Here is a 23,176-nt window from a genome sequence, read left to right as displayed (position 1 = left end):
GGCGCGCGGCGATCGGACTCAGGGACGGTCTGGAGCCCGGGGAGACGGTGGAGCGCGACCCGGCGGGAGCGCGAAACGGGGGAGCGAAGGATTGGCGTCGGTGGCGAGCGCGGAGGTTTGGTGCCGTGCGGGCGGCAGGAGTGCGACGGCGTGGCCGGCGAGCCCCGTGTCGTGGGGGTGGTGGAGGTGGTGCCGCTCGTCGGACGACTCCCGGGCGGCGTACGGTGCCGGCGGGCCGCGTCGCACGTCACGGGTCGCCTCGTCGGCGACGTCGCGCACGTGCCCCGGATCGGCGGCGGTGTGCGCGGAGATCGAGCCGCGGTCGGGATCGGGTGCGGCGACCGCGCGCGCGGACGCGGGGGAAGCCACCGCCCCGAGCAGCGCGAGGACGATCGCGAGCAACACCCCGAGCCATCCGCCGCCCCCGAAGCCCCGGCTAGCGGGGGCATTCGGGCGGTGGCGGCGTGAGCCGGCGGAGCCGACGAGAGGACGACGAACGGCGACGTGTCGCCGGGTCATCGCGCCTCCTCGGTCCCGTCGTTCCCACGCCGATGTGGGGCACGAACCGGTTCACAGCCGCAACGCCCGGCCGACCGTCCCGAGTTCCCGTCCCGTATTCGCACCGCCGGGAGGGCGGCTCACGGTGGGATCCCGGCCCCGGCGCTGCCACCACCACCGGTCTCGCCGACCAACGACCGGAAGGACCCGGCCGTCTTCCGCCCGACTCCCACCGTCTCGGGGTCGCCGCCAGGGTGACCATCCTGCCTCGCCACCGCGTTTTGCAACCTGCTCGTGATGCCTCACCCGCTGCCTTCGGCGCTTCCTGCGGCCGCTCTCCTGTGATGATGGCCGGGTGCAAGCAGACGCTCCCGTACCGCCGCCCGTCATCCTCGGCATCGACGACCTGCGACCGCTACCCAGGGCCACGCGGATCGCCCGCACCAGCGGCGAAGGTATCCGGCTCCTGCGAGAGCACCGCGACCGCTTCATCGACGAACTCTGGCTCGACCACGATCTCGGCGGCGACGACGACATCCTGCCGGTGGTGACCCTCATGGAAGAAGCCGCCTTCAACGGACGGCCCTTCCGCATCGGAACGATCTTCGTTCACAGTGCCAACCCCATCGGCGCCGAGACCGTCGTCCGGTCCCTCACACGCTGGAACTACCGGGTTCGGCGGGCAACGGCGTAGGAATCCGAGCCGGGGTTGGCATGCCGGGGTTGGCATCCCGGCCTTCGACACGTCGTGAGACCGCGAGACAGGCTGTTCCTCGTTACCGGATGCTCGTGGTGGCATCGACTACTTGTCGTGCGAAACGGTGGAACGCGCCGTGCGGGCGATCGGGATTCACCTCGCCAACTCGTGCGGTGCGCGAGGTCGCGGGCGCGATCCCGGCGTACTTCGGCGACGCACGACACCCGCAGCCGTGCGAACTCGCCCTGCCCGAACCGCTGGTCGACCGACCCGAAGGGGGCGCGCGGACGTCGGAGTCGCCTCGGAGTGGGGGTCTTTCGTCGTTGTCGAGCGGAAGGTTGCGCGATGCGCCAGACTCGATGACACGGTTCACGTTCGGGTCGACACGTGGTGGACGAAGGTCGTCACCGACGTGTGCGGACGGTGGGGATGCTCGAACCGGTGGGGAATCACGCTCGACACCAGTGCGCGAAGCGTGCCCGCGGGAGGGTTCGCGGCGCTTCCCGATTCGCGATGGCTATTCGCCTTCGATACGAGATACGGAGTGCCCGATGTCGGAACTGGCGGCGGCTGCAGCCGAGATCGTCCCGTACGTGAGCGCGGCGGCGGCCGCGATGGGTATCCAGGTGCTCGCGTCGACCCAGCAACAGATCGCCGACGGAGCCGTCGCGCGCGGTCGTGCCTTCCTGGGTCGGCTGGTGCCCGGACGCGCCGGTGGCGCCGAGCGGGTGCCGGCCGGTTTCGAGGCGGCGACGCGGGCCATCGCGGGCCTGAGCGAACGCGACCGGGAGACCCTTGAGCTGGCGATCGGGACCTGGCTCGAAGGCCGCGACCTCGGCGCACCGGCCCTGGCCGCGAGCATCGAGAGGGCATCACGTCTGCGGGCGGGCCGAGGCGGTGGCGCGCACGCCTACGGTCCCGGCGCGATCGCGATCGAGCGGGTCGAGGGCGACGTCCACGGCGGCTACCGCCCCGGACCGGCCCAAGGCACATGAGCGCGCCCCCCGACGACGTCCCGAGTCGCTACCGGGCCGAGGCCCGGGGCCGGGGGGCGGTCGCCGTCGCCCACGTGGTGGGCGACGTCATCGTCAGCGTCTTCGCCGGTGACGCCAAGAAGTGGAGCCTGCCGCCGTTTTGTCTGGTGATGGCGTTGGCGGCGGCGGTTTTGATCCGCAATCCCGGAGGGCCACAGGGCCAGTTCACGGGGACGTACATCCTGGCGGGCACGGCCGTCCTGGTCGCCGGGTCGCGCGCGCTGGCGATCGTGGGGTCCGAGCGTGGCCGGGCGGCGATCACGGTGGTCTCCCTGACCTGCGTGGTGGCCGCTCTCGTGTGGACGGAACACCTGCGTTCCCACGGGGAGGTCGACGTCACCGGCCGGGTCGCGGTCGCGCCCCGGGTCCCGGTGTCCGACGGCGCGCGGATCAAGCTCGTGATCGACGACGCGCCGCGGCGTACCCGACTGCGGCTGACCCTCGCGGTCGAGGACGCGGAGCCGGGGGCCCAGTCCTGCACGCCGGAGACGACGCTGGGCGTGGCGGTGTCCGGCGGGGGCAAGCGCGGTGCGGCCGAGGGCTTTTCCGGGGGTGAAGGGGTCGACCTCGCACTGGGCGGGCCCCGCGGTGACGTCGAGGCGACGGTGACGGTCCACACCGAAAAGGGATGCCTGATGAACGTGTCCGTGGCGACCGCGGTGCTGCACGACTGAGGGGGGGACGGATGGGAAACGGAACGCCTCGATACAGGGCCTCGGTCCTGGGCCTGGTGGCGGTGATCCTCGCCGGGTGCTCGTCGAACCACCCGCAACCGAGGTTCCTCGACAAGACCACGATCTCGGTCGGCATGCACAACGACCTTCCGGGCGTGTCCTACCTGTCGAACACCTACGTGCGATCGGGCACCGACTACCTGCTCGAGCAAAGGATCGACGCGGAGTTGGGGATCACGTCGATCTCCCCGACCGAGATCTCCTCGGCGGACCGCGTACCCAGGCTCGTCGCCGGAAAAGTGGACATGGTGATCGGATCCTTCTCCATCACCGCCGACCGCATGAAGGACATCGACTTCGTCGGCCCCTACCTCACCACCCGCCAGGGATTCCTCGTCGGACCGGGCGGCGCCAACGTCAGACTCCTGTCGGATCTGAACGGCCAAAGGGTGTGCACGTGGGCGGGAACCACGTCCGGAGACGCCCTCGCGCAACTGAACAGCGCCCACGTGGACGTGGTGACGCAGGCCAGCGCCGCGGAGTGTCTGACCGAGCTCAAGGCGGGTCGGGTGTTCGCGTTCTCCACGGATCAGACCATCCTGTACGGCTTCGAGGACGTGAACGCCGCCGCGGCGCTGCGCGTGGTCCCCGATCTGACCATCGGGGCCCCGCAGCACTACGGCATCGGCATCCCGAAAGGGCACCGCCGGGACTGCGAACGCCTGAAGCAGATCGTGAAGCACTACGTGGAAAGCAGCACCTGGATCGCGGACATCGAGGTCTCCCTGCCGCGAATACCCGCACACGACAGAGACTGGGTCAGCCACTACAAACCGAGTGCGGCGGCCATCGACGCCCGGTCCTGCCGGGACCGAGCCGGCTCGTGAGCACGAGGGACTCGCGCCGCGCGGCGGTGGCTGACGGGATACCTCGTCGATCTCGACGACCCGACTGCGCAAACTCGACCTCCCGTGCTCACCCCGCAGAAGAACGAGGCCCGCGCCGAGGGCCTGCCCGACGTCGAAACGGTGTGGTACTCGTGCGGTACGAGATCAAGAAGTAGGCGGAAGGGACCGCACGTTCGCACCCGAGCCCAAGACGAACCGTCCGCGGCCCGGGCATCGATCCGGCGCGGGGCGGGTCTTCGCGTGACGCCCGCCGACGTGCGCGGCGGGGGCCTCCCCGGGCCGCGCGTTCGCGTACCGTCGGCCACAGGTACGACGGTACGGACCGTGCGGAGGGACGCGATGGGGCTGCTTGAGGACTTCCGCAAGGCGTATGACGGAGCGCTGTTCGCCGTGGAGTGGGCGGAACGCGGCGATCGGCTCGGCGCCGGGATCGACGCGGTGCTGAAGCCGTGGGTGCGCGAGCGCATCGCGCGCTGGGAGCACGGCATGATGTGGTGCGACAACGACAGCGACGTCGCACATGTCGTCGACGGGCTCACCGCGATCGCACCGCTGTATGCCGAACTGCGCCGCGAACTGGCCGCGGACGGGCTCGGGCTGCACCGACCCGAGGCGCCGTGGCGTGCGATCGGTCGCATCCGCAGCGAGCCGTCCAGCGCGGAAAGGCCCGTGGCGGTACGGGCTCGCTCGCGCGCCTACCACCGGCACGAGCACTACATCCTGTGCCGCGACGAGCCGGATCCGACGTCGGCCGGTCCCGAGACGTGGGAGTTCCGGGTGCTGACCGCGCACCCCGGGAAAGCGGATGTGGCGCAGGTGTTCCCGCTCACGGTGCAGCCGGCGACACGCGACCGGTACGGCACCGTGCGCGTTCCCGACGAGCTTGCGCAGAACTGCGTCCGGTACGAGGAGATGTGGTTCGCGTTCGCGGCCACCGGACGGGACCTACGCGAGGCTCCGTCGGGCGAGGCGTGACGGCACGGATGCGCACTGTGCGTGTATGGGATGGAATCGGTGGGGTCGGCGACACGGTGAGGCCGAGCGCGTTGAGGCCGGGTGCGGGGCGGGCGCGGACGTGCCGGCACCGCTCTCGTGGGTGTAGCGGTGCTCGACGGGTGCCGCCGGGCGGAGCCGTCGCGTATGTATGTGCGTGCCCACTACGCCCGGCACGCCGTCGAGACACCTCGTGGGCGCCGCCACGTCGCCGCCTCCGCCGACGGCCGTGGCGCGGTTCCGCCGAAGGCCGGTGCGAATCACCGTGTGGCGTTCGCACCGGCCCTCGGGGACCGATCAGTTCGGGTGCTTCACCCACGGGGATTTCGCATACCCGCTGTCGACGTGGAACACCTGGGGTTTCCCGTACAGGTTGCGGACGCGGATGGTCCAGACGGCCACCCCCTGCTCCGGCTGCACCACCACCTTGAAGTCCGCCGGGCGCCCCGCGTGGCGCCACTGCGCGCAGGCCTCGACGCAGGCGGCCACCAGTTCGGCGAAGTACCTCGTGAGCTTGACGCCCGAGGGCGTCTTCCCGGTCTCCTCTTTCATGTGCTTCAGGCAGGCCAGGTCGGTCTCCATGCTCGCCGTGCAGAAGGCCCGCGGAACCCAGGACTCGTGGATGGGGATCCAGGTCAGCGTGGTGACCCCGCCGGGACACTGGATCTCCACGTAGCCGAGCTTGTGGATCGTGGCGCACACGAAATCCCACTCGACGCCGCGCCAGGCGAGCACGTTGACCGCCTTGGACAGTTCGAGCGTGGTCGACTTCGCCGGCATTCGCTTCTTGAGCGCGGCGAGGATCGTCTCGTTCCGGCAGTGCACGAGGACCTGCGCGATCTCCTCCGGCTCCAGCCCCGCGATGCACACCAGCCACGGCTTGCCATAGAACGCGACCATCGACGTGCACGCCTTCAGCGCGGGTGACCCCATCCCGGACAGGCACGTGAACCGGTCGACGACCTCGGGACGGACCAGGCTCACGCTGCCGCACAGGTTCAGGTTCGCCGTGACGACCGCGCTGATCGGCGCGGCGCAAAGGTTGGTGATCTGCTGCTTCTGCTGGTCCTCGGAGAGCGTGTAGGACGTGCCGAGTTGGACGTCGATCTGCTGTCCGAGTTGCACCGTGGTGATCTGGAGCAGGGGCACGGCGATGTTGCGGTGCTTGACCAGCGGAGCGGTGAGCGGTTCGAGGATCATGGTGAGTTGGAACGAGTCGATGCTGAGCACAGCGGCGTCCGCATCGGCAACGGTCGCGCTGAGTTCGTCGAACGCCGCGGTGTACGAGGCCAGTGCGGTCGTACGGTGTAGTTCGACGATGCTCGAGCGCTGGGCGAACGCCGCCAGCTTGGCGTTCGCGCCGGGCAGCGCGGCCAGGAGGTCGTTCATCAGCTTGGTGGGCGAGGTGAACGCTCCGAGCCGGTCCTTGGTGGCGGTCCTGAGCCGTGCGCCGGTCACGTCGGCGCTCATGATGTCGTCGTGCTGGACCGACAGCAGCTCCGTGAGGGCGTCCTCGACGGAATCGTCGAAGTGGACCTTCAGGTCCTCGAACATCCCCAGCGCCAAGTGGTCGATGAGCGCGACCATCTGAGCCTTCCACAGCGCCCGTCGCACCGGGTCGGCGATGTGCGCGAGCTGCGCGTCGATCTGCTGGTTGGCGCTGTCCTTCCACTTCTGCATCGCGCTGTTCGCCTGGCCCCGCAGCACCGAGTGCAGTGCGGGCTTCAGTTCGGCCTCGTTCGCGGGCCGCTCGGGCGGAGTATCGCCTGCCCCACCGATCGTGTGCTCGGTCATTGCCGCACCCCCCAATCCCCCGCCGCGCTCGACGCCACGACGGAACAAGGTCGCGGCGGGCGACGGCACCCGGCAATTCTGACAGCGGATCAACTGCCCACGGGACAAAACGCGTTGATTCGGTACGGGGTGACTTCAACTCTCGCTCGGCCATCCTTCGGCCGAACTCCCATCCGCCTCCTTCCTGTTCCCGTGCCTGCCGCGCGGCTCCTCGAATCGGGAATCGAGCACTCGGCGGCGCTCCGACCCGTGATCGGTGGGCTGGTTTCAACAACGCCCGGTCCTGTGTCGGAAGCGGGACGGTGCGCGTGATGGGAGACTGCGACCATGAGCGATGTCGAGATGAGAACCGACCTTCTGAGGTACCTGCAGGAAGCGCGCGATGCGCTGGTGTGGAAGCTCGATGGGCTGTCGGAGTACGACATCCGCCGTCCCCGTACGCCGACGGGGACGAACCTGCTCGGGCTGGTCAAGCACGTCGCGGCCGTGGAGATCGGCTACTTCGGCGACACCTTCGGGCGACCGTTCGAAGAGCAGGTGCCCGCGTGGATGGCGCCGGACGCCGAACTCAACGCCGACATGTGGGCGTCCGCCGACGAGTCGCGCGAGGACATCGTCGGCCTGTACCGGCGGGCGTGGCGCCATTCCGACGCGACGATCACCGAACTCCCCCTGGATGCCCGGGGTCGCGTGCCCTGGTGGCCGGCCGAACGCGCCGAGGTGACGCTGCATCACATCGCGGTCCGGGTGATCGCCGATACGCAGCGGCACGCGGGACATGCCGACATCCTCCGCGAACTCACCGACGGAGCCGCGGGCCTGATCCCCGGCAAGGACAACCTGGCGTCCACCGACCAGGCGTGGTGGGCCGCCTACCGCGACCGCGTCGAACAGGCCGCCAAGCAGGCGGATGCATAGGCCGTTCCCGATGAAAGCGTGTGGCCAAGGGGGTGCGTAGGGCGCCGAGTTCCAGGGGTCGCGAGTGTGGTTCGGACGAGAACGTTTCGCGGCTGCCCGGGTGGGAGCGATGGGGCGTCCGGCCTGCGGGGTGTTGTCCCCGCCGGGAACGTCCGGCCGTCCAGGCGCGGGACCGGAACGCCGTGGCGGGCCATCACCACCGACCCGGCGGCCGCCCACGGCGCGGGCGTGGTGCACCGCGACCTCAAGCGGCGCCGCCGGGCTGCTGTTCCGCGCCACTGCTCGACAGGCGGGGGCCGACGGCCCGGATGGCTTGGACGGCCTCCGGGCCCGGCCGGCGGAGTCGGCGGAGCCCGCGTACATGATCGCGGCCCCGCGCCGGCTCACCCCCGAGCGCCAGCCGTGGTAGGTGGAGCGAATCGCCGCCGGGGCCGGCGTGTTCCCGTGGACGGAGATCGTCCGCTCGGATCGTGACGACCCGTTGCCGCGCGCCCTGCGCGGCGCCCTGGCCAAGCCTCCCGAATGTCCGGAGGAACTGCTCGTCTCCATGTCGCGCAAGGGTCTGCCCGTGGACGACGAAAGCACCCTTGGGCCGGACGCCGCCCCGGAACGCGGTGCGCTGTCGCCGCACGACCTGCTACGCCACGCTCGCCCGGCTGCTCGCGCGCTGTCGCTGCGCGAAGCCCCGGCCGGCCCCGGCCGCCACGACCGCCACGACCGCCGGGACGGATCCACCCCGTGCCCGGACGCCGGCGCGCTGCTCCACGCGCCACTGGAGACCGACCCCGACACCTGGATCGTCGCGATCCGCCTGATCGCCCGATTCACCGGGAGAGCATCGCCGAGTTGCCGGACACCACCGTCGCCGCGACCCGAGCGAGTTGTATCGATGTCGGCCGATACAAACTTGCGCGTTGTATCGAAGAACGTCAACATAGAGGAATGTCGAAACAGGAACTCGTGATGCTCGGCCAGGACACCGACGGATGTTGCCCCACGCTGCTGACCGCCGCGCTGGACGAGGACCAGGCGACCGACCTGGCGCGGGTGTTCAAGGCGTTGGGCGACCCGGTGCGGCTGCGGCTGCTGTCGATGATCGCCTCCCGCGCGGGCGGGGAGATCTGCGTGTGCGACCTCACCCCCGCCTTCGACCTGTCCCAGCCGACCATCTCCCATCACCTCAAGCTGCTGAGGCAGGCGGGGCTGATCGACTCCGAGCGTCGTGGGACGTGGGTGTACTACCGGCTCCTGCCGGCCATGACCGATCGCCTCGCCGCGATCCTCAGCCGCCGTGCCGGCGAACCGCTCCCCGAACCCGAGTCCACCTCGGTCGGCGCGTGAGCGCCCCGGCCGGGGTGCCGGCGGGGCCGGTGGTGGGACGCCTGTCGTTCCCGGACCGTTTTCTCGCGGTGTGGATCCTGCTCGCGACGGCCGCCGGCCTGGGGTTGGGCCGGCTCGTCCCGGGCCTGGGTGACGCGCTCGCGAAGGTGACGGTCACCGGGGTCTCGTTGCCGATCGCGCTGGGTCTGCTGGTGATGATATATCCGGTGTCGGCCAAGGTTCGCTGGGACCGCCTGGACACCGTCACCCGCGATCGGCGGCTGCTGGTGCCGTCCCTGATCCTGAACTGGGTCGTGGGTCCGGCGCTGATGTTCGCGCTCGCGTGGCTGATGCTGCCCGACCTGCCCGAGTACCGCGCGGGCCTGATCGTCGTGGGCCTGGCCCGCTGCATCGCGATGGTGATCATCTGGAACGACCTCGCCTGCGGCGACCGCGAGGCCGCCGCCGTCCTGGTCGCGCTCAACTCGGTGTTCCAGGTGATCGCGTTCTCCGCGCTCGGCTGGTTCTACCTGGACGTCCTGCCCGGATGGCTCGGCCTGGAGCGCACCGCCCTGGAGGTGTCGGTGTGGGAGATCGCCCGCTCCGTCCTGATCTTCCTCGGCATTCCACTGCTCGCCGGGTTCCTCACCCGCCGACTCGGCGAGAAGGCCCGGGGCCGCACCTGGTACGAGACGAGACTGATCCCGAGGATCGGCCCGTTCGCGCTGTACGGGCTGCTGTTCACCATCGTCGTGCTCTTCGCCCTCCAAGGCGCCGCCGTCACCTCCCAGCCGCTCGACGTCGCCCGGATCGCGCTGCCCCTGCTCGCGTACTTCGCGCTGATGTGGGGCGGGTCCATGGCCGTCGGCCGCGCGGTGGGGCTCGACTACCCGAGGGCGACGACGCTGGCGTTCACCGCCGCGGGCAACAACTTCGAACTCGCCATCGCGGTCGCCATCGCCACCTTCGGCGCCGCCTCCGGGCAGGCCCTCGCGGGAGTCGTCGGCCCGCTCATCGAGGTGCCCGTCCTCATCGGCCTCGTGTATGTCGCCCTGGCCGCCCGCCGCTTCTTTCCCGCGTCCACCCCGACGTCCGCCGCGGTCGTCGCCCCGGAAGGCCCCGCCCGTGTCTGAACGCCCCACGCCATCCGTGTTGTTCGTGTGCGTCCACAACGCCGGCCGCTCGCAGATGGCCGCCGCCTGGCTCACCCACCTCGCCGACGGCAGGGTCGAGGTCCGCTCCGCCGGATCCGCGCCGGCCGACGCCGTGAACCCGGCCGCGGTGCGGGCGATGGCGGAGGTCGGCGTCGACATGTCCGCCGAGACACCGAAGGTGCTGACGACGGAGGCCGTGCGGGCGTCGGACGTGGTGATCACCATGGGCTGCGGCGACACCTGCCCGATCTTTCCCGGCAAGCGCTACCTCGACTGGAAGCTGGACGACCCGGCCGGGCAGGGCGTCGGGGCCGTGCGGCCGATCCGGGACGACATCGAGCGGCGCGTCCGCGGCCTGCTCGCCGACCTGGGCATCGAGGCGGCATGACAGCCGCGGCAACGGGCGGGCACGTCACGGCGATGCGGCCCGAGCACGCCGACCAGGTCCTGGCGATCCATCGGCTCGGCATCGACGAGGGCAACGCCACCTTCGAGACCACCGCCCCAGACTGGCAGGGATTCGACGCGACCAGGCTGCGCGAGCACCGCCTGGTCGCCCTCGACCGGGACGATCGTGTACTCGGTTGGGCCGCCGTCGTGCCCGTGTCCGACCGCTGCGCGTACGCCGGAGTGGTCGAGCACTCCGTCTACGTCCACCCCCGGGCACGGGGCCTCGGTGTGGGACTCGCGCTGCTGCGCGCCCTGTTGGCCTCCACCGAGGCCGCCGGGATCTGGACGGTGCAATCCGGTATCTTCCCCGAGAACACCGCAAGCCTCGCCCTGCACCGACGGGCATCGCCAAGCCCAGGGCGACCAGCTCCGGATCGTCGCTTTCCACCGCGACGGAGATCCGCCCCAGCTCGGGCGTCCCGAGTCGTCGCGTCCGCCCCGCCGGCAACAGCCCGTCGGCCGATGCCGGCCCCAGCACCGGCAGCATGGCCTCGCGCGGTGCACTCGGATTGTGAAACAGCCGGTCCGCCACCGCGCGGTCGGCTCCTTCGGCGAGGTCCATGAGCAACTCGGGCCGGGCGTGCGGATTCCCGGCCAACGCCGCGCGCTCCGGCGAGGCGCCGTGGCCACCACGTACGCGATGATCCCGTTTCCCGGAGGCGTGCCGGCCTCCAGGCACGCCACCTGCCGCCGACGGTCGAGCCGCTGCCAGATCCGCACGTGGAGGTCGGCAGGCGCCTGGTCGAGGAAGAACATGTACGGGTTCATCACCCGACTCCACCACCATCGATCGTGCCGTGTCGAGGAGTTCGCGCACCGTACCGGCGACGTCCGGCAGCAGCGACAACGCGACGTGCCACGCCTCAGCCTCGGCCGTCGTCGACCGGGCGGGGGAATGCCGGACCGGTGACCGCGGTTGTGGTGATGGTCGGTGAGGGTGCCCCCGGGCCCGACCATCGCCTCCGTGGAATACCGCTCGGCTGGAGCCACGGTGTGCCTTCCGCCGTGAGGCGGCCACCCTCACCGATCTTCGATGATCGACGGCGCCGCCCCATCCTCGGGGGCGGCGCCGTTTCGCGTATTGCGCCGCCGGGGCCGTGCTGCGTGAGTAAAGCCCGGACCCGGCGGGTGACCTGCGCGGGTAACGCATTCGTCACCCGCCGGCGAGGCCCCGGAGGACACCCGCCCCGCTCGCCTTGTGATCGAACGTCACGAAGTGCCCGGCGGACACCGCCGGTCCGGCCCGCCATGCTCGCGGCTCGTCGTGCTCGTGCTCGCCCACCTCTGTGCTCCGTCGTCGGTGGTGCCGACGTCCCGGCCCGATTCATCCCACCTGCGGGGCGGAACGGGGAACGGAGGCTCGATGAAAGCCTTGTGCTTGAGCCTGGCATGCAGGCTTGGAAGGGCTTGCCGACGGGACGCGGGGCTTCGGGGTCCGACTCCGACGGCGGTGTTTCGTATGCTCGGTCCGTGAGAGAGCCTCATCCGGTCGAGCTGTCCGGGACGTTTGTCACCAGGCGCGATGATCGTTGGTACGGGCGGTTCCGGTTGCGTTTTCCTCAAGTGTCGCCGTGGCCCGACCCATCCAGGACGTTTGCTCGGGTACGTTCGGGATGGCGGCCCTTGGTCGAGGAAACACTGGCACTGGTGGCTGCCGAGATGCCCGGGCAGACCTGGCCCGCCCATCTGCTCGACCAGAAGGCTCATGGGGGAGGATGGGACTTCGACCTGGGCCCGCCGGAGGCCGACTACCTCTGCCTGGAGATGCTGTCGGACATCTGCTACATCGACATACGCAACCTTCACCAGCTCATCGACCTCCTGGCACCGGCCATGGAGGACGCGCACTTCTTCGTCTACTCGATGGGCGACGGCCTCGACCGGTGGGTTGACGAGGCGCGCATCCACGACGGGCGGAGCAGCTTTGCGCGGTGGGCCGTCGAGGGCGAGGCGTGGGCCGAGTTCCCCGTGCTGTGCGCGGAACTCGGCGACATTCGCGCCGGGGACGAGACCTTTGGTCGATTCGTCACGTTGATGAGCGATCGGCGAGGCGTTTGATCGGCAGGCGCGAGAGGGCCGCAGGCCGGAGGGCCGGATCTTCAGCCGTGCCGGGCAGCGCGGTCATGCCGCCGGGTCGGCGTGCTCGGCGTCGTCGGAGACGCGGGTGGGATCCGCCGCGAGACAACTGGTGGACGCTGCGGTCGAGCCCTACCGCGGCTGGGAGAACACCGGCCGCCGCCTGGCGGATCCTCACCCGCCCGAGCACGGCCCCCGCCGCTGCTGCCCGGGCGACCTCGTCTTCACCGGAACGCCTGCGGGGCTTGGCATGGGGCGCAGCCCCCAGCGTCGGCCGGCGCACGGAGATGTACTCGTCAGTTCCGTTACGGGTATCGGGGAACTGCGACAGCGCTTCGTCGCCGCCTGTCCCAAGCCACCATCCCGTTCAGGACGTCCCGGCGCAAACCAGGACGCGCGGCGAAGACTTCACAACACCGGCAAGACTCCACAACACATGAGGTGGGCAATGGCGCTGCACCGTCTGCAGTCGATCGTGATGGGCGTACCCAATGTCGAGGAGACCGCGGCCTACTACACGGATTTCGGACTGTGTCCCGAGGGCGAGGGATGGTTCTCGACGCAGCACGGAGGTCGGCAACTCCGCATCGTGAGTGCCCCGTTCCGCGCGCTGTTGGATGTGGTCATCGGGGTGGACGACCCCGACGATCTGGACCGTGCGGCGCGGGCCCTGCACTCGCTGGACATTGCCTGTGGACGCGACGGCGACCGGCTCCTCGCTGTCGACGATGCCACCGGAATGCGGGCGACCCTGGCCGTCGTCCCTCGTCTGCGACAGCCGTCCGCCACGCCGACTCCGTACAACGGGCCCGGCCGGGCGGAGCGGACCGGAGGCCGGGCACCCGGCGTGCTGCGCACCGACCCCGTGCGGCCGCGCAGGCTCGGACACGCGGTGGTCGGGTCCACCGACCACGAACGCACGACGCGGTTCCTGGTGCAGGGACTCGGATTCCGGGTCAGTGACCACATCAAAGGAGAAGGCACCTTCCTGCGCTGTTCGGAGGACCACCACAACATCCTCGTGCTGCGCTCCCCGGTGAGCTTCCTGCATCACACCGCCTGGCAGGTCGACGACATCGACGACATCGGCCGCGGCGCCCACACCATGCTGGAAGGCCATCCCGAGCGCCACGTGTGGGGTCCGGGACGGCACTACGCGGGATCCAACTTCTTCTGGTACCTCAAGGACCCGGCGGGCAACTTCAGCGAGTACTACTCCGACATGGACTGCATTCCCGAGGGCGGGCTCTGGACGCCGGAGGAACTCGAAGGCGCCAAGGGCCTGTTCTCCTGGGGCCCGCCACCACCGCCGTCGTTCGTGAGCCCCGAGGACCTCGCCGCCCACATGACCGGCGCCCACGCGCCCCGATAGCCTCCCGAATCCGAGAAGCACCGCATCGACCACGTGGTGCCCGGGAAGACGGCGGGCCGCACCGTCGACGACCTCCGCGGCCATCCCGACGGCTCCGCGTTCCGGGACCGGCTCGGCCTTTCGCCCATGTCCTACGTCCGCAGCCTGCGGGTCGACCGGATTCGCGAGGACATCCTCGCCTCTGCCGACCCCGTCGGCACGATCGCCCACCGATGGGGCGTCTCGCACCTCCTCCCACACCGCACTCCGCAGGTAACCCGACGTCTCCCCTCGCCCACCTGTCTGTCACCGCCTCACCCAAGGGCCCCCGGCGAGTCCCGCCCCCGACCCCGCGCGGATCGGCGCCACTCGGCGGTGTGGGCGCCCGGTCGTCGACGAAAAACCCGTCGAACTCCGGGCTTGCGATCCGATTGGTGTCATACGTCGTCTCGATCACCCGGTGCGACACCGTGCCCGGTGGTGGAACCCTGGAAGTATGTCGAATCGCCACGTGACGCTGTGTCTGTGCGGAGACGTGATGCTGGGCCGCGGCATCGACCGGATTCTTCCGTACCCGGGTGATCCGTCGCTGCGCGAGGACTTCGTCGGCGACGCGGGCGACTACGTCCGACTGGCGGAGGCGGCCAACGGACCGATTCCCCGACCGGTGGGATTCCGCTGGCCCTGGGGCGACGCGCTGGACGTCCTCGACGCCGAGGCACCCGACGTCCGGATCGTGAATCTGGAGACCGGCATCACCACCAGCGACGACTTCGAGCCGTTCAAGCCCGTGCACTACCGGATGCACCCCGACAATATCCCGTGCCTCAAGGCGGTCCGGCCGGATGTCTGCGCCCTGGCCAACAACCACATCCTCGACTTCGGCCGGGCGGGCCTGGCGCAGACCCTCGACGCGCTACACGGGGCCGGGCTGCGCACCGCCGGCGCGGGCGGCGACATCGAGGAGGCTCGGCGTCCCGCGGTGGTGCCCGTCGGGGAAGGCGGGCGGGTGGTGGTCTTCTCCCAGGGGATGCCGTCCAGCGGGGTGCCGCCCGATTGGGCCGCGACCGAGAACCGCGCCGGCGTCGACTTCACCCACCACGCGTCGGAGCGGGCTGCCACGCAACTCCTCGAACGGGTGGGTCGGGTGAGACTCCCGGGGGACATCGTGGTCGTGTCCGTCCACTGGGGCTCGAATTGGGGCTACGACATCGAGCCGTCGCAGACCCGATACGCGCGTCGCCTGATCGACGGCGGCGTCGACGTCGTGCACGGCCACTCCTCGCACCACCCGCGGGCGATTGACGTGCACCGGAACAAGCTGATCTTGTACGGCTGCGGCGACTGCGTCGACGACTACGAGGGCATTCGCGGCTACGAGTTCTACCGCGACGACCTGCGACTCCTGTACTTCGCCACCGTGGCGCGCGACACGGGAGAGCTGGCCGGTCTGCGCATGGTGCCGCTGCGGGCCGTCAAGATGCGTCTCCGTCACGCCCCACGTGCCGATGTCGAGTGGCTGGCGGCAACGCTGACCCGAGCCGGCCGCCCGTTCGGCACCGAGGTGAGCCCGGAACCCGACGACTGCCTCGTGCTCCACCGCTGACGCCCGCGGTCGACGCGGATATTCCACGTCGTGGCCATCCGGGTGAAGCGCCGGGAATCCGGAGTGGGCGGGGCGCTCGGGGCACCGGGGGTCTCGCGCTGACGCGCCGGAAGTTGCCACATGAGCGACATCAAGGACGCCGCCTCGTTCAACAGAACCGTTGCCATGTCGAAACAGGTTGCGGCGCTGTACTTCTACCAGCAACTCGACTGCCTGGTCGATCTGGCGTATGTGGTCTCGTACGACTTCTTTGCGCGACCGCATCTGCACGTGAGTATCGACGTCGCCGGCCGGACGCCGCCGTTGACCGACGTCATCGCCGGGCTGCGTACGCGGCTGGGGTCCGACCCGGACCACCTGTCGAAGGCGCAGCGCGAAGCGGTCCACCTGCCGTTGTTCGGCCCGGCGGATGTCAACTCGGCCGTCGGCAGCACCTCGGGCGTGACGCTCGGAGCGATGCCCGGTGCACTGCGCGCGTGCATATCTGATCGAGTGGTCGCCGGTCTCTCGTTTTCGCGAGCTGCACGGGCGTCTGCACGTAGACCTGAGCTCCGGCGGTCCGAGGCTGACCGGCGGGTAGCTCGATCTCCGGGCCCCGGGAAACCCGCACCCGGGCGCCCCTCGGCCGCAGGAGCCCGACCGGGCGTCGCCCGACTCCCGCCCACGCCCGATCGGGCACCGTGGCCGTCCACACGGACCGCGGCTACGCAGCGGCGACGGCCGCTCCGGCGGCTCGGCGGTCGAGGGCGGCGGTGAAGGCGCGCAGGAGCAGCGCGGCGGTGGCGGCGAGTCCGGCGAGCAGGCCGAGCCACAGGCCGAGGGTGTCCCCGCCGAACCCGAACGCGAACAGGCACGAGGCGGGCAGGCCGATCGCCCAGTAGCCGACGAGTGTGACGCGGAAGCCGGTTCGGGTGTCGTCGAGGCCGCGCAGGAGTCCGACGCCGATGTTCTGCGCGCAGTCGAAGAACTGCAGGACGGTGGCGACGACCAGCAGACGGGTGGCGATCGTGCGGGCGTCACCGGAGGTGGAGTCCAGGAACGGGGCGAGGACCAGGTGTGGCACCGCCAGGTACACGGCACCCACGGCTGCCATGACACAGGCGGCGCAGCCGAGCGTGGTGCGCATCAGGCGGCGGGCGCGGGCGTGGTCGCCGAGGGCGATCTCGCGGCTGACGTTGATGGACGCGGCGTGGGAGAGTCCGACGGCGATCTGGAAGACGATGTACACGAGTTGGTTGACCGCGGTGTGGGCGGCGAGGGCGGCGGGCCCGAACGATCCGGCCATCAGCGCGGTGAAGAAGAAGAACCCCGCCTCGGAGCCGTACGTCGCGGCGATCGGCACCCCCAGTCCGACCAGGCGCCGCACGGCGGCACGGTCCGCCTTGGTGGGGTTCAGGGCCAGCAGCGGCGCGAGTTCGCGGTCGCGGCGGACGGCGGCGTACAGCGCGAGGAACGTCAGCAGGTAGACCCCCGACGTCGCGGCGCCGATCCCGACGAGCCCAGCCTCCGGCAGGATCCATGTGCCGTGGACGAGGGCCCAGTTCAGTCCCGCGTTCACGGCGACGGAGGCGACCGTGATCCGCAGGAGCGCCTGGGGGCGGCGCATGCCCACGGTGAACTGGCGCACCGCCTGGAACCACAGGCACGGCAGCAGGCCGGGGGCGAGGGCGGCGAGCATGTGCTGCGCGCGGCGGGCGACGTCGTGGTCCTGGCCGAGCAGCGGGAGCGCCTGACCGACCGCGAGCATGAGCACCGCGCCCACGAGGCCGGCACCGGTGGCGACCGCCATGGCGGCGCGGACGACGCCGCGCACCTCCTCGCGCGCGGCGTCCGCCGGTCCGGGTTCGGCCTTGGCGGTGTCCGCGCTTTTCGCTGTCGCCTCGGCGGCGCGCTCGGCCCGCGCGGCGGCTGCGGCGACCTGGTTGCCGACGGAGGTCACCAGGCCCACGCCCATGGTGCGCACTTGATTGAATACGACGATCGCCAGCCCGCCCGCGGCGAGTTCCTCGGTGCCGAGCAGGCCCATCATCACGGTATCGGTGGTCGTCAGCGCGACCTGGGCGAGCTGGGTGAGGATCAGCGGGACCGCGAGTACGGCCAGGGCGCGGCCGTCGCGGATGAAGGTCGTGGACATCGTGCGCAGCGGCTCCTTGGGATCGGGCAGGGCACCGTAGCAGCCGAGTTCCACGCCACCCGGGCCCGGTCGGGCGCGCGGTCCGGAACACGATGCGTTATCGTCGGCGCTCTTGCACAGCGGCTCAAATTAGGATAGGCACACCTAATCCAACTGTGCTCTGGATCGAGAACGAGGACGCACCGTGTACGTGAACAGGCGCCAACTGCTGATAGCCGGTGGGGGACTGGGGGCGGCGACCCTGGTCGGATGCTCGTCCCGGGGCGGTGGCGCCCCGGCACCGCAGAGCACGGGCGGTTCACCGAAGAGGGGCGGCACGCTCCGCGTCGGCGCGCTGGGCCGGGCCGGGGCGATCACCCGCGATCCGCACGGCACGCAGAGCAACGAGAGCGACTACCTGGTCCTGTCGCTCGTGTTCGACACGCTGACGGTGCCCGCCGGCAAGCCCAACACCGCGCCGCGCCTGGCCGCGTCGTGGGAGGCCGGCCCCGACCTGAGGACCTGGCGCTTCAAGATCGCCCCCGGCGCGCTCTTCCACGACGGCGGCCCGGTCACCGCGGCCGACGTCGTCTGGTCGCTGCGCCGCCTGCGCAACACCAAGTCGGGTGCCTCGCGCCTGCCCGGCGTCCAGGCGGACAACATCACCGCCGACGGTGACGGCACGGTGGTCCTGGTGTCCGACTACCCCAACGCCGAACTGCCGCTGCTGACCCGGCTGAGCAGCTTCGTCCTCAAGAAGGACACCCCCGACAACGCGCTGGACAAGGCGCCGGGCACCGGCCCGTTCAAACTCGACTGGTACCGCAACGGCAACGCCCGGCTGGTCCGCAACGAGAAGTGGTACGGCGGCGAAGTCCTCCTCGACGCCGTCGAGATCACCATGTTCGAGACCGCGCAGGCCATGTCCAACGCGATCCTCGCCGGCCAGATCGACCTCGCCTCCAACGTCGGCCCGGTGGCCGCGCGCACCGCCGAGACCCGCAAGGACCTGCGGGTCGTGCGCCGCGCCGACGACATGGCGATGCCGATCGTCATGCGCGCCAAGGACGGCCCGTTCGCCGACCCACGCGTGCGCGAGGCGCTGCGGCTGGTCGTCGACCGCGACGCCATGGTCAAGCAGGTCCTGTCCGGCTACGGCACCGTCGCCAACGACATCATGGGCACCGGCGACCCGCGCTACGCCCGCGACATCCCCCAGCGCGTTCGCAACCTGGCCCGCGCCGGGCAACTTCTCACCGAGGCGAACTTCGACCTCGGCAAGACGTACGACCTGATCACCACCGAGGACATCGCCGGACTCGCCGAGTCCGCCACGCTGTTCGCCAACCACGCCCGCGAAGCCGGCATCAGGATCAACGTGGTCAAACAGGAGTCCGGCAAGTTCTGGGACGAAACCTGGCAGAAGGGAACCCTCTACACGACGTACTGGGGCACCAACGACTCGGTGCTCTTCCTCGGCTCCAAGCTCATGGTCGGCGACGCCGGCCAGAACGAGGCCCGGTTCGCCGACCCGGCGTTCGACGACGCCTACCGCCGGGCGGTCGGCGCCGCCGACGAGGCCGGCCGCGCCGCCGCCCTCGTCGAGGTCCAGAAGATCCAGCACGAGCGCTCCGGCTACCTGCTGTGGGGCATGGCCGACGGCATCGACGTCGCCACCGCCAAGGTCCAGGGCCTGCCCACCCTGGCCGGATACGGCCGCGTCCAGCTCCAGAGCACGTGGCTGCGCTGACCCCGGGCGCGGCGGCGGCCGGGTCCACCGACCCGGCCACCGCGAGCCCGCCCGGCCCGGCGCGCGCCCACTCGGCGCACCGGGCCGGGCGAGCCGCGCTGCGCGCCGGCGCCGTCCTGCTGCGCCGCACCCTGGTGCTGGCCGCGCTGTTGGCCGTCGTGTTCACCGCCGTCGAGATCCTCCCCGGCGACGCGGCCACCGCCACGGCCGACCGCGGCGACAGCGCCGCCGCGATCGCGGCCCGGCGCGAACACCTCGGCCTGGACCGGCCGTTGTGGGAGCGCTTCACCGACTGGATGACCGCACTGCCCACCGGCGACCTGGGCACCTCCGCGCGCGGCGAGAAGGTCGCCGACCTGCTGCGCGACCCGTTCCCCAACACGCTGGCCCTGGCGGGCGCGGCGTTCGTCCTCACGGTCGCCGCTTCCCTGGCACTGGGCTGCCTGGCGGCCGCGCGTCCCGGCAGGCGCACCGACCGCGTGATCGGCCACACCGCCACGACCGCGTTCGCGATCCCCGACTTCGTCCTGGCGACCGGCCTGGTCCTGGTCCTGTCCCTGTGGACGGGTTGGTTGCCCGCGGTCACCGTCGCCGACGCGTCCGGCAAACCCGCCGAATGGACCATGATGATCATGCCGGTACTCGCCCTCGCCATCCCACAGACCGGCTGGAACACCCGCATCGTCCGCGCCGCCCTCACCGACCAGGCCGACGCGCCCCACGTCGAAGCCGCCCGCCTGGACGGCCTGTCCACCACCCGCGTCCTGCTGCGCCACGCGCTCCCCGGCGCGCTCCCCGTCATCGCCACCGGCATCGCCACCTCGACCGGCATGCTCCTCGGCGGCGCCGTAGTCGTCGAGACCCTCTTCAACCACCCCGGCATGGGCACCGTCCTGGCCGGCGCGGTCGCCGGCCGCGACACCACCCTGATCGCCGGCTCCGTCGCCCTCGCGGGCGCCGCGATCACCCTCGTCCTGCTCGCCGCCGACCTCGTGCGCGCCAAGACCGCGGGAGCCGGCCGATGACCACCACCGCCACCTCGACCGACAACGGCGCGGCCGCGCCCACCCGCCCCGGCCGGCGCCGGGCCGCACGCCGCGCGCTGCCCCTCCTCGTCCCGGCCGCCCTCTTCCTTGCCGCGGCCCTCGCCGGACCCTGGCTCGCACCGCACACCATCGACGCCCCGGTGACCGCCACGTACGCGGCGGCCGGTGACGGCGCCCTCCTCGGCGGCGACCAACTCGGCCGCGACGTGTGGTCCCGACTCCTGCACGGCGGAGGCGAGTTGATCGGCTGCGCCTTCCTCATCGGCGCCGCCGTCACCGCGACCGCGGCCCTGCTCGGCTGCCTCGCGGTGCTGCGCCCACGCGCGGGCCGCATCCTCGAACGGGCCGCCGACGTGGCCATCCTCCTGCCGTCCGTGCTGGGCATCATGCTCGTCGCGCTGGCCTGGCCGGACGGCGGACGCTGGGCCGTAATCACCGCCGCCGTCGTCCTGGGCACCCCCTTCGCCGTACGCGTGGTCGCCGCGGCAGCCGCGCCACTCGCCGCCGCCGGGTACGTCGAAGCCGCCCTGATGCGCGGCGAGTCCAGCCTCTCCATCACCGTCCGCGAACTCCTGCCCAACCTCCGCGGCACCGTTACGGCCCTGTTCGGACTGCGCTTCGTGGAAGCCGTCTACATCATCTCCACGGCAGCGTTCCTCCAGATCGGCCCGCAACCACCCGAAGCCGACTGGGCGCTGATGATCCGCGAGAACGCCCCCGGCATCCTGCTCAACCCGTGGGCCGTCCTGGCCCCCAGCGCCGCCGTCGCCCTCCTCGCGATCACCGTCAACCTCGCCACCTCGGCACTGGCCCCCCGCACCCAGGCGGTGACTTCGGCATGAGCCCGCGCACCCCCACCCGTACCGAACCCGGACCCGACGACGGCGCACGCCACGACACGCACGCGGACACCGCCGACGGTGCCGGTTGCGACGCGTACGACGATGTCCCCCACACGGTGGTCGCCGACATCGCCGGGCTCGGCGTCCGCCTCCCCGGCGGCACCCACCTGCTGCACCCGGCCCACGCCACCGTGCACGCAGGGCGCATCACCGCGCTCACCGGCGCGTCCGGCTCCGGAAAGACCACACTCCTCAAAGCCCTGCTCGGCCACCTGCCGCCCGGCGCCACCACCGACGGCACCGCGCGCGTCCTCGGCCACGACGTGCTGCGACTGGACCGCGCCACACTGAACCGGCTGCGCCGCACCGAACTCGCCTACGTCGGCCAGGATCCCGGTTCCGCGCTCAACCCTCGCATGAGCGTGCGCCGCATCGTCGCCGAGACCGCCCGGGACCGGACCCGACAGGGCGTCGAAGCCCTCCTCGCCGAATGCCGACTGCCCCTCGGCGACGGCCTGCCCGACCGCCGCCCCGGCGCCCTGTCCGGAGGCCAGCAGCGCCGTGTCGCCCTCGCCCGCGCCCTGGCCCGCAACCCCCGGCTCCTGCTGCTCGACGAACCCACCGCCGGACTCGACCCGGCACTACGCGACGAGATCGCCCACCTCCTGCGTCACCTCGCGGACACCCGCGGACTCGCCGTGCTGATGGCCTGCCACGACCCGGAACTGGTCGGGGCATGCGCCGACGACACCATCGCCCTCGCCACTCCCGGCACGCCCGTGCAGCCGCCCGCCGACCCGAAGCCGGCGCGGATACCGACGGACGGGAAGCCACTCGGCAAGCGCACCGCCCCCCGAATCGGCCCCATCGATGTGCGCCCGCTCGTCGAACCCGTCGCCGCTGTGGAGCCCGAGCACCACGGACTCGCCGCCCACCGGATCACCGTCACCTTCGGCACCGGTCGCGGTCGCCGCCTGGCACTGGACGGCGTGGACCTCACGCTCCCGGCCGGCGCCACGGTTTCGATCGTCGGCCCGTCCGGCTCCGGGAAGACCACGCTGCTGCGCGTGCTCGCCGGACTCGCCGTGCCCGACTCCGGCACGCTCACCCTGGACGGCGCGCCCCTGCGCCCCGCGGTCCGCCGCCGCGGACGCGACCGGCAGCGCCGCATCCAGCTCATCCCGCAGAACCCGCTCGCCACCCTCAACCCGAGCCGCACCGTCGGGGCCGCCCTCGCCCGCCCATTGGCCCTGCACACCCGACTCACCCGCGGCGCGCGCACCGCACGCGTGGTCGAACTGCTCGAACTGGTCGGCCTACCGACCGCCTTCACCGACCGCTACCCCGCCGAACTGTCCGGAGGCCAGCGCCAACGCGTCGCCATCGCACGGGCCCTGGCCGTCGACCCCGACTACCTGCTGTGCGACGAGATCACCAGCGCCCTCGACCCCGACACAGCCACCGCGGTCATGGACCTCCTGCGCACCGTGTGCGCCGAACGCGGCACGGCCCTCGCCCTGGTCACCCACGACCACCACCTGGCCGCCGACTACACGCAGACCGTGCACGTCCTCACCGACGGCCGACTGACCGCCCGCGGCGACACCGCGACACTCCTGACCCACACCACAAGGGTTGTCGAGAAGCCCTGACCATATGCACGCTGCGGCGCCGCCCGGCCCGAGCCGGACTGTAAGTCGAGCGGATCCGCGAGACGCTGGACGTGGTCGGGTGGTCGGGCCATTCTCGGCGAGGCCGCGCTCGACCAGGCGGCGCGGAGGCTCAATTCATACCGGAGCCCTGGTGGGTCATCACGCAATTCAGGTAATAGGCCGGGGTGGTGTGGGCAGCACGGCCGCGAGCCGGTCCCAGCCCGCAAGCGTGAAGTGACCCAGCAGCCACCACACCTGTCCTGTCGCAATGCAGATGGCGATTGAGACGCCTGCGAGCCG

Annotated in this window: 21 protein-coding genes and 2 pseudogenes; 20 read left to right on the top strand and 3 right to left on the bottom strand. The window is 71.3% G+C overall.

Going from position 1 to position 23,176, the window contains the following annotated elements:
* Positions 1–18 precede the first annotated feature (18 nt).
* A complete protein-coding gene (locus A3IC_RS0104350; protein ID WP_020548844.1) occupies positions 19–405 on the bottom strand; it encodes a hypothetical protein in 387 nt (128 codons plus the stop codon).
* Positions 406–853: 448 nt separating this feature from the next.
* On the opposite strand from A3IC_RS0104350, the gene A3IC_RS0104345 reads away from it, so the two are divergent.
* The 5 genes from A3IC_RS0104345 (at position 854) to A3IC_RS0104325 (ending at position 4,786) form a co-directional block, all read left to right on the top strand.
* Positions 854–1,192, top strand: a complete 339-nt coding sequence (locus tag A3IC_RS0104345) for a cyclic-phosphate processing receiver domain-containing protein (protein WP_020548843.1) — start codon at positions 854–856, stop codon at positions 1,190–1,192.
* Between the two features lie 554 nt (positions 1,193–1,746).
* Complete coding sequence (locus A3IC_RS69645; protein ID WP_020548842.1) at positions 1,747–2,190, top strand: hypothetical protein; 444 nt, start codon at positions 1,747–1,749, stop codon at positions 2,188–2,190.
* Positions 2,187–2,903 (top strand): hypothetical protein, encoded by a 717-nt coding sequence (locus A3IC_RS52425; protein WP_020548841.1) that lies wholly within the window; start codon positions 2,187–2,189, stop codon positions 2,901–2,903. The genes A3IC_RS69645 and A3IC_RS52425 overlap by 4 nt, the downstream gene beginning before the upstream one ends.
* An 11-nt stretch (positions 2,904–2,914) precedes the next feature.
* Complete coding sequence (locus A3IC_RS0104330) at positions 2,915–3,790, top strand: transporter substrate-binding domain-containing protein (RefSeq protein ID WP_063744795.1); 876 nt, start codon at positions 2,915–2,917, stop codon at positions 3,788–3,790.
* A gap of 360 nt (positions 3,791–4,150) precedes the next feature.
* The gene (locus A3IC_RS0104325; RefSeq protein ID WP_020548839.1) at positions 4,151–4,786 is read left to right on the top strand and encodes a hypothetical protein; all 636 of its coding nucleotides are present in this window, start codon (positions 4,151–4,153) and stop codon (positions 4,784–4,786) included.
* 315 nt (positions 4,787–5,101) lie between these two features.
* Here the strand turns inward: A3IC_RS0104325 and A3IC_RS0104320 are convergent, their stop codons facing one another.
* On the bottom strand, positions 5,102–6,598 hold the full coding sequence (locus A3IC_RS0104320; protein WP_020548838.1) for a hypothetical protein: 1,497 nt from the start codon (positions 6,596–6,598) through the stop codon (positions 5,102–5,104).
* A 327-nt stretch (positions 6,599–6,925) separates the two neighbouring features.
* Between A3IC_RS0104320 and A3IC_RS0104315 the strand changes: the two genes are divergently transcribed.
* The 11 genes and pseudogenes from A3IC_RS0104315 (at position 6,926) to A3IC_RS68280 (ending at position 16,229) form a co-directional block, all read left to right on the top strand.
* The gene (locus A3IC_RS0104315; RefSeq protein ID WP_020548837.1) at positions 6,926–7,516 is read left to right on the top strand and encodes a DinB family protein; all 591 of its coding nucleotides are present in this window, start codon (positions 6,926–6,928) and stop codon (positions 7,514–7,516) included.
* Positions 7,517–7,925: 409 nt separating this feature from the next.
* Positions 7,926–8,480, top strand: coding sequence for a hypothetical protein (locus A3IC_RS0104305; RefSeq protein ID WP_020548835.1), 555 nt, complete (start codon positions 7,926–7,928; stop codon positions 8,478–8,480).
* Complete coding sequence (locus A3IC_RS0104300) at positions 8,459–8,857, top strand: ArsR/SmtB family transcription factor (protein WP_020548834.1); 399 nt, start codon at positions 8,459–8,461, stop codon at positions 8,855–8,857. Before A3IC_RS0104305 ends, A3IC_RS0104300 begins: the two co-directional genes overlap by 22 nt.
* Positions 8,854–9,969 (top strand): ACR3 family arsenite efflux transporter, encoded by a 1,116-nt coding sequence (gene arsB / locus A3IC_RS0104295; RefSeq protein ID WP_020548833.1) that lies wholly within the window; start codon positions 8,854–8,856, stop codon positions 9,967–9,969. Before A3IC_RS0104300 ends, arsB begins: the two co-directional genes overlap by 4 nt.
* Positions 9,962–10,378: an arsenate reductase ArsC gene (locus tag A3IC_RS0104290; protein WP_026217874.1), complete on the top strand. Its 417-nt coding sequence runs from the start codon at positions 9,962–9,964 to the stop codon at positions 10,376–10,378. Before arsB ends, A3IC_RS0104290 begins: the two co-directional genes overlap by 8 nt.
* Positions 10,375–10,785: pseudogene (locus tag A3IC_RS64210) on the top strand (N-acetyltransferase family protein); the annotation flags it as partial. The gene A3IC_RS0104290 and the pseudogene A3IC_RS64210, both read left to right, overlap by 4 nt.
* Before the next feature lie 1,302 nt (positions 10,786–12,087).
* Positions 12,088–12,498, top strand: a complete 411-nt coding sequence (locus A3IC_RS0104275) for a hypothetical protein (protein WP_020548829.1) — start codon at positions 12,088–12,090, stop codon at positions 12,496–12,498.
* A gap of 106 nt (positions 12,499–12,604) precedes the next feature.
* Positions 12,605–12,841, top strand: a pseudogene (locus tag A3IC_RS73340) (fumarylacetoacetate hydrolase family protein); the annotation flags it as partial.
* Positions 12,842–12,964: 123 nt separating this feature from the next.
* A complete protein-coding gene (locus A3IC_RS0104270; RefSeq protein ID WP_020548828.1) occupies positions 12,965–13,888 on the top strand; it encodes a VOC family protein in 924 nt (307 codons plus the stop codon).
* Positions 13,889–14,363: 475 nt separating this feature from the next.
* Positions 14,364–15,473, top strand: a complete 1,110-nt coding sequence (locus A3IC_RS0104265; protein ID WP_026217873.1) for a CapA family protein — start codon at positions 14,364–14,366, stop codon at positions 15,471–15,473.
* A gap of 120 nt (positions 15,474–15,593) precedes the next feature.
* The gene (locus A3IC_RS68280; RefSeq protein ID WP_158695798.1) at positions 15,594–16,229 is read left to right on the top strand and encodes a hypothetical protein; all 636 of its coding nucleotides are present in this window, start codon (positions 15,594–15,596) and stop codon (positions 16,227–16,229) included.
* On the opposite strand, the gene A3IC_RS0104260 is transcribed toward A3IC_RS68280, so the two are convergent.
* Positions 16,177–17,607, bottom strand: a complete 1,431-nt coding sequence (locus A3IC_RS0104260; RefSeq protein WP_040876147.1) for an MATE family efflux transporter — start codon at positions 17,605–17,607, stop codon at positions 16,177–16,179. The two genes, A3IC_RS68280 and A3IC_RS0104260, sit on opposite strands and share 53 nt — an antisense overlap.
* A 184-nt stretch (positions 17,608–17,791) precedes the next feature.
* Between A3IC_RS0104260 and A3IC_RS0104255 the strand changes: the two genes are divergently transcribed.
* The 4 genes from A3IC_RS0104255 to A3IC_RS0104240 are packed head-to-tail and all read left to right on the top strand — an operon-like array spanning position 17,792 to position 22,876.
* Complete coding sequence (locus A3IC_RS0104255; protein ID WP_020548825.1) at positions 17,792–19,336, top strand: ABC transporter substrate-binding protein; 1,545 nt, start codon at positions 17,792–17,794, stop codon at positions 19,334–19,336.
* Complete coding sequence (locus A3IC_RS0104250; protein ID WP_020548824.1) at positions 19,324–20,361, top strand: ABC transporter permease subunit; 1,038 nt, start codon at positions 19,324–19,326, stop codon at positions 20,359–20,361. Before A3IC_RS0104255 ends, A3IC_RS0104250 begins: the two co-directional genes overlap by 13 nt.
* The gene (locus tag A3IC_RS0104245; RefSeq protein WP_020548823.1) at positions 20,358–21,224 is read left to right on the top strand and encodes an ABC transporter permease; all 867 of its coding nucleotides are present in this window, start codon (positions 20,358–20,360) and stop codon (positions 21,222–21,224) included. The genes A3IC_RS0104250 and A3IC_RS0104245 overlap by 4 nt, the downstream gene beginning before the upstream one ends.
* Complete coding sequence (locus A3IC_RS0104240; protein WP_020548822.1) at positions 21,221–22,876, top strand: ABC transporter ATP-binding protein; 1,656 nt, start codon at positions 21,221–21,223, stop codon at positions 22,874–22,876. The genes A3IC_RS0104245 and A3IC_RS0104240 overlap by 4 nt, the downstream gene beginning before the upstream one ends.
* Positions 22,877–23,176: the final 300 nt, after the last annotated feature.

Origin of the sequence: Embleya scabrispora DSM 41855 (genome assembly GCF_000372745.1) — a bacterium.
Classification (GTDB): Bacteria; Actinomycetota; Actinomycetes; order Streptomycetales; family Streptomycetaceae; genus Embleya; species Embleya scabrispora.
Note: the sequence above shows the minus strand (reverse complement) of the source record. Positions and strands in the feature narration are given on the sequence as shown.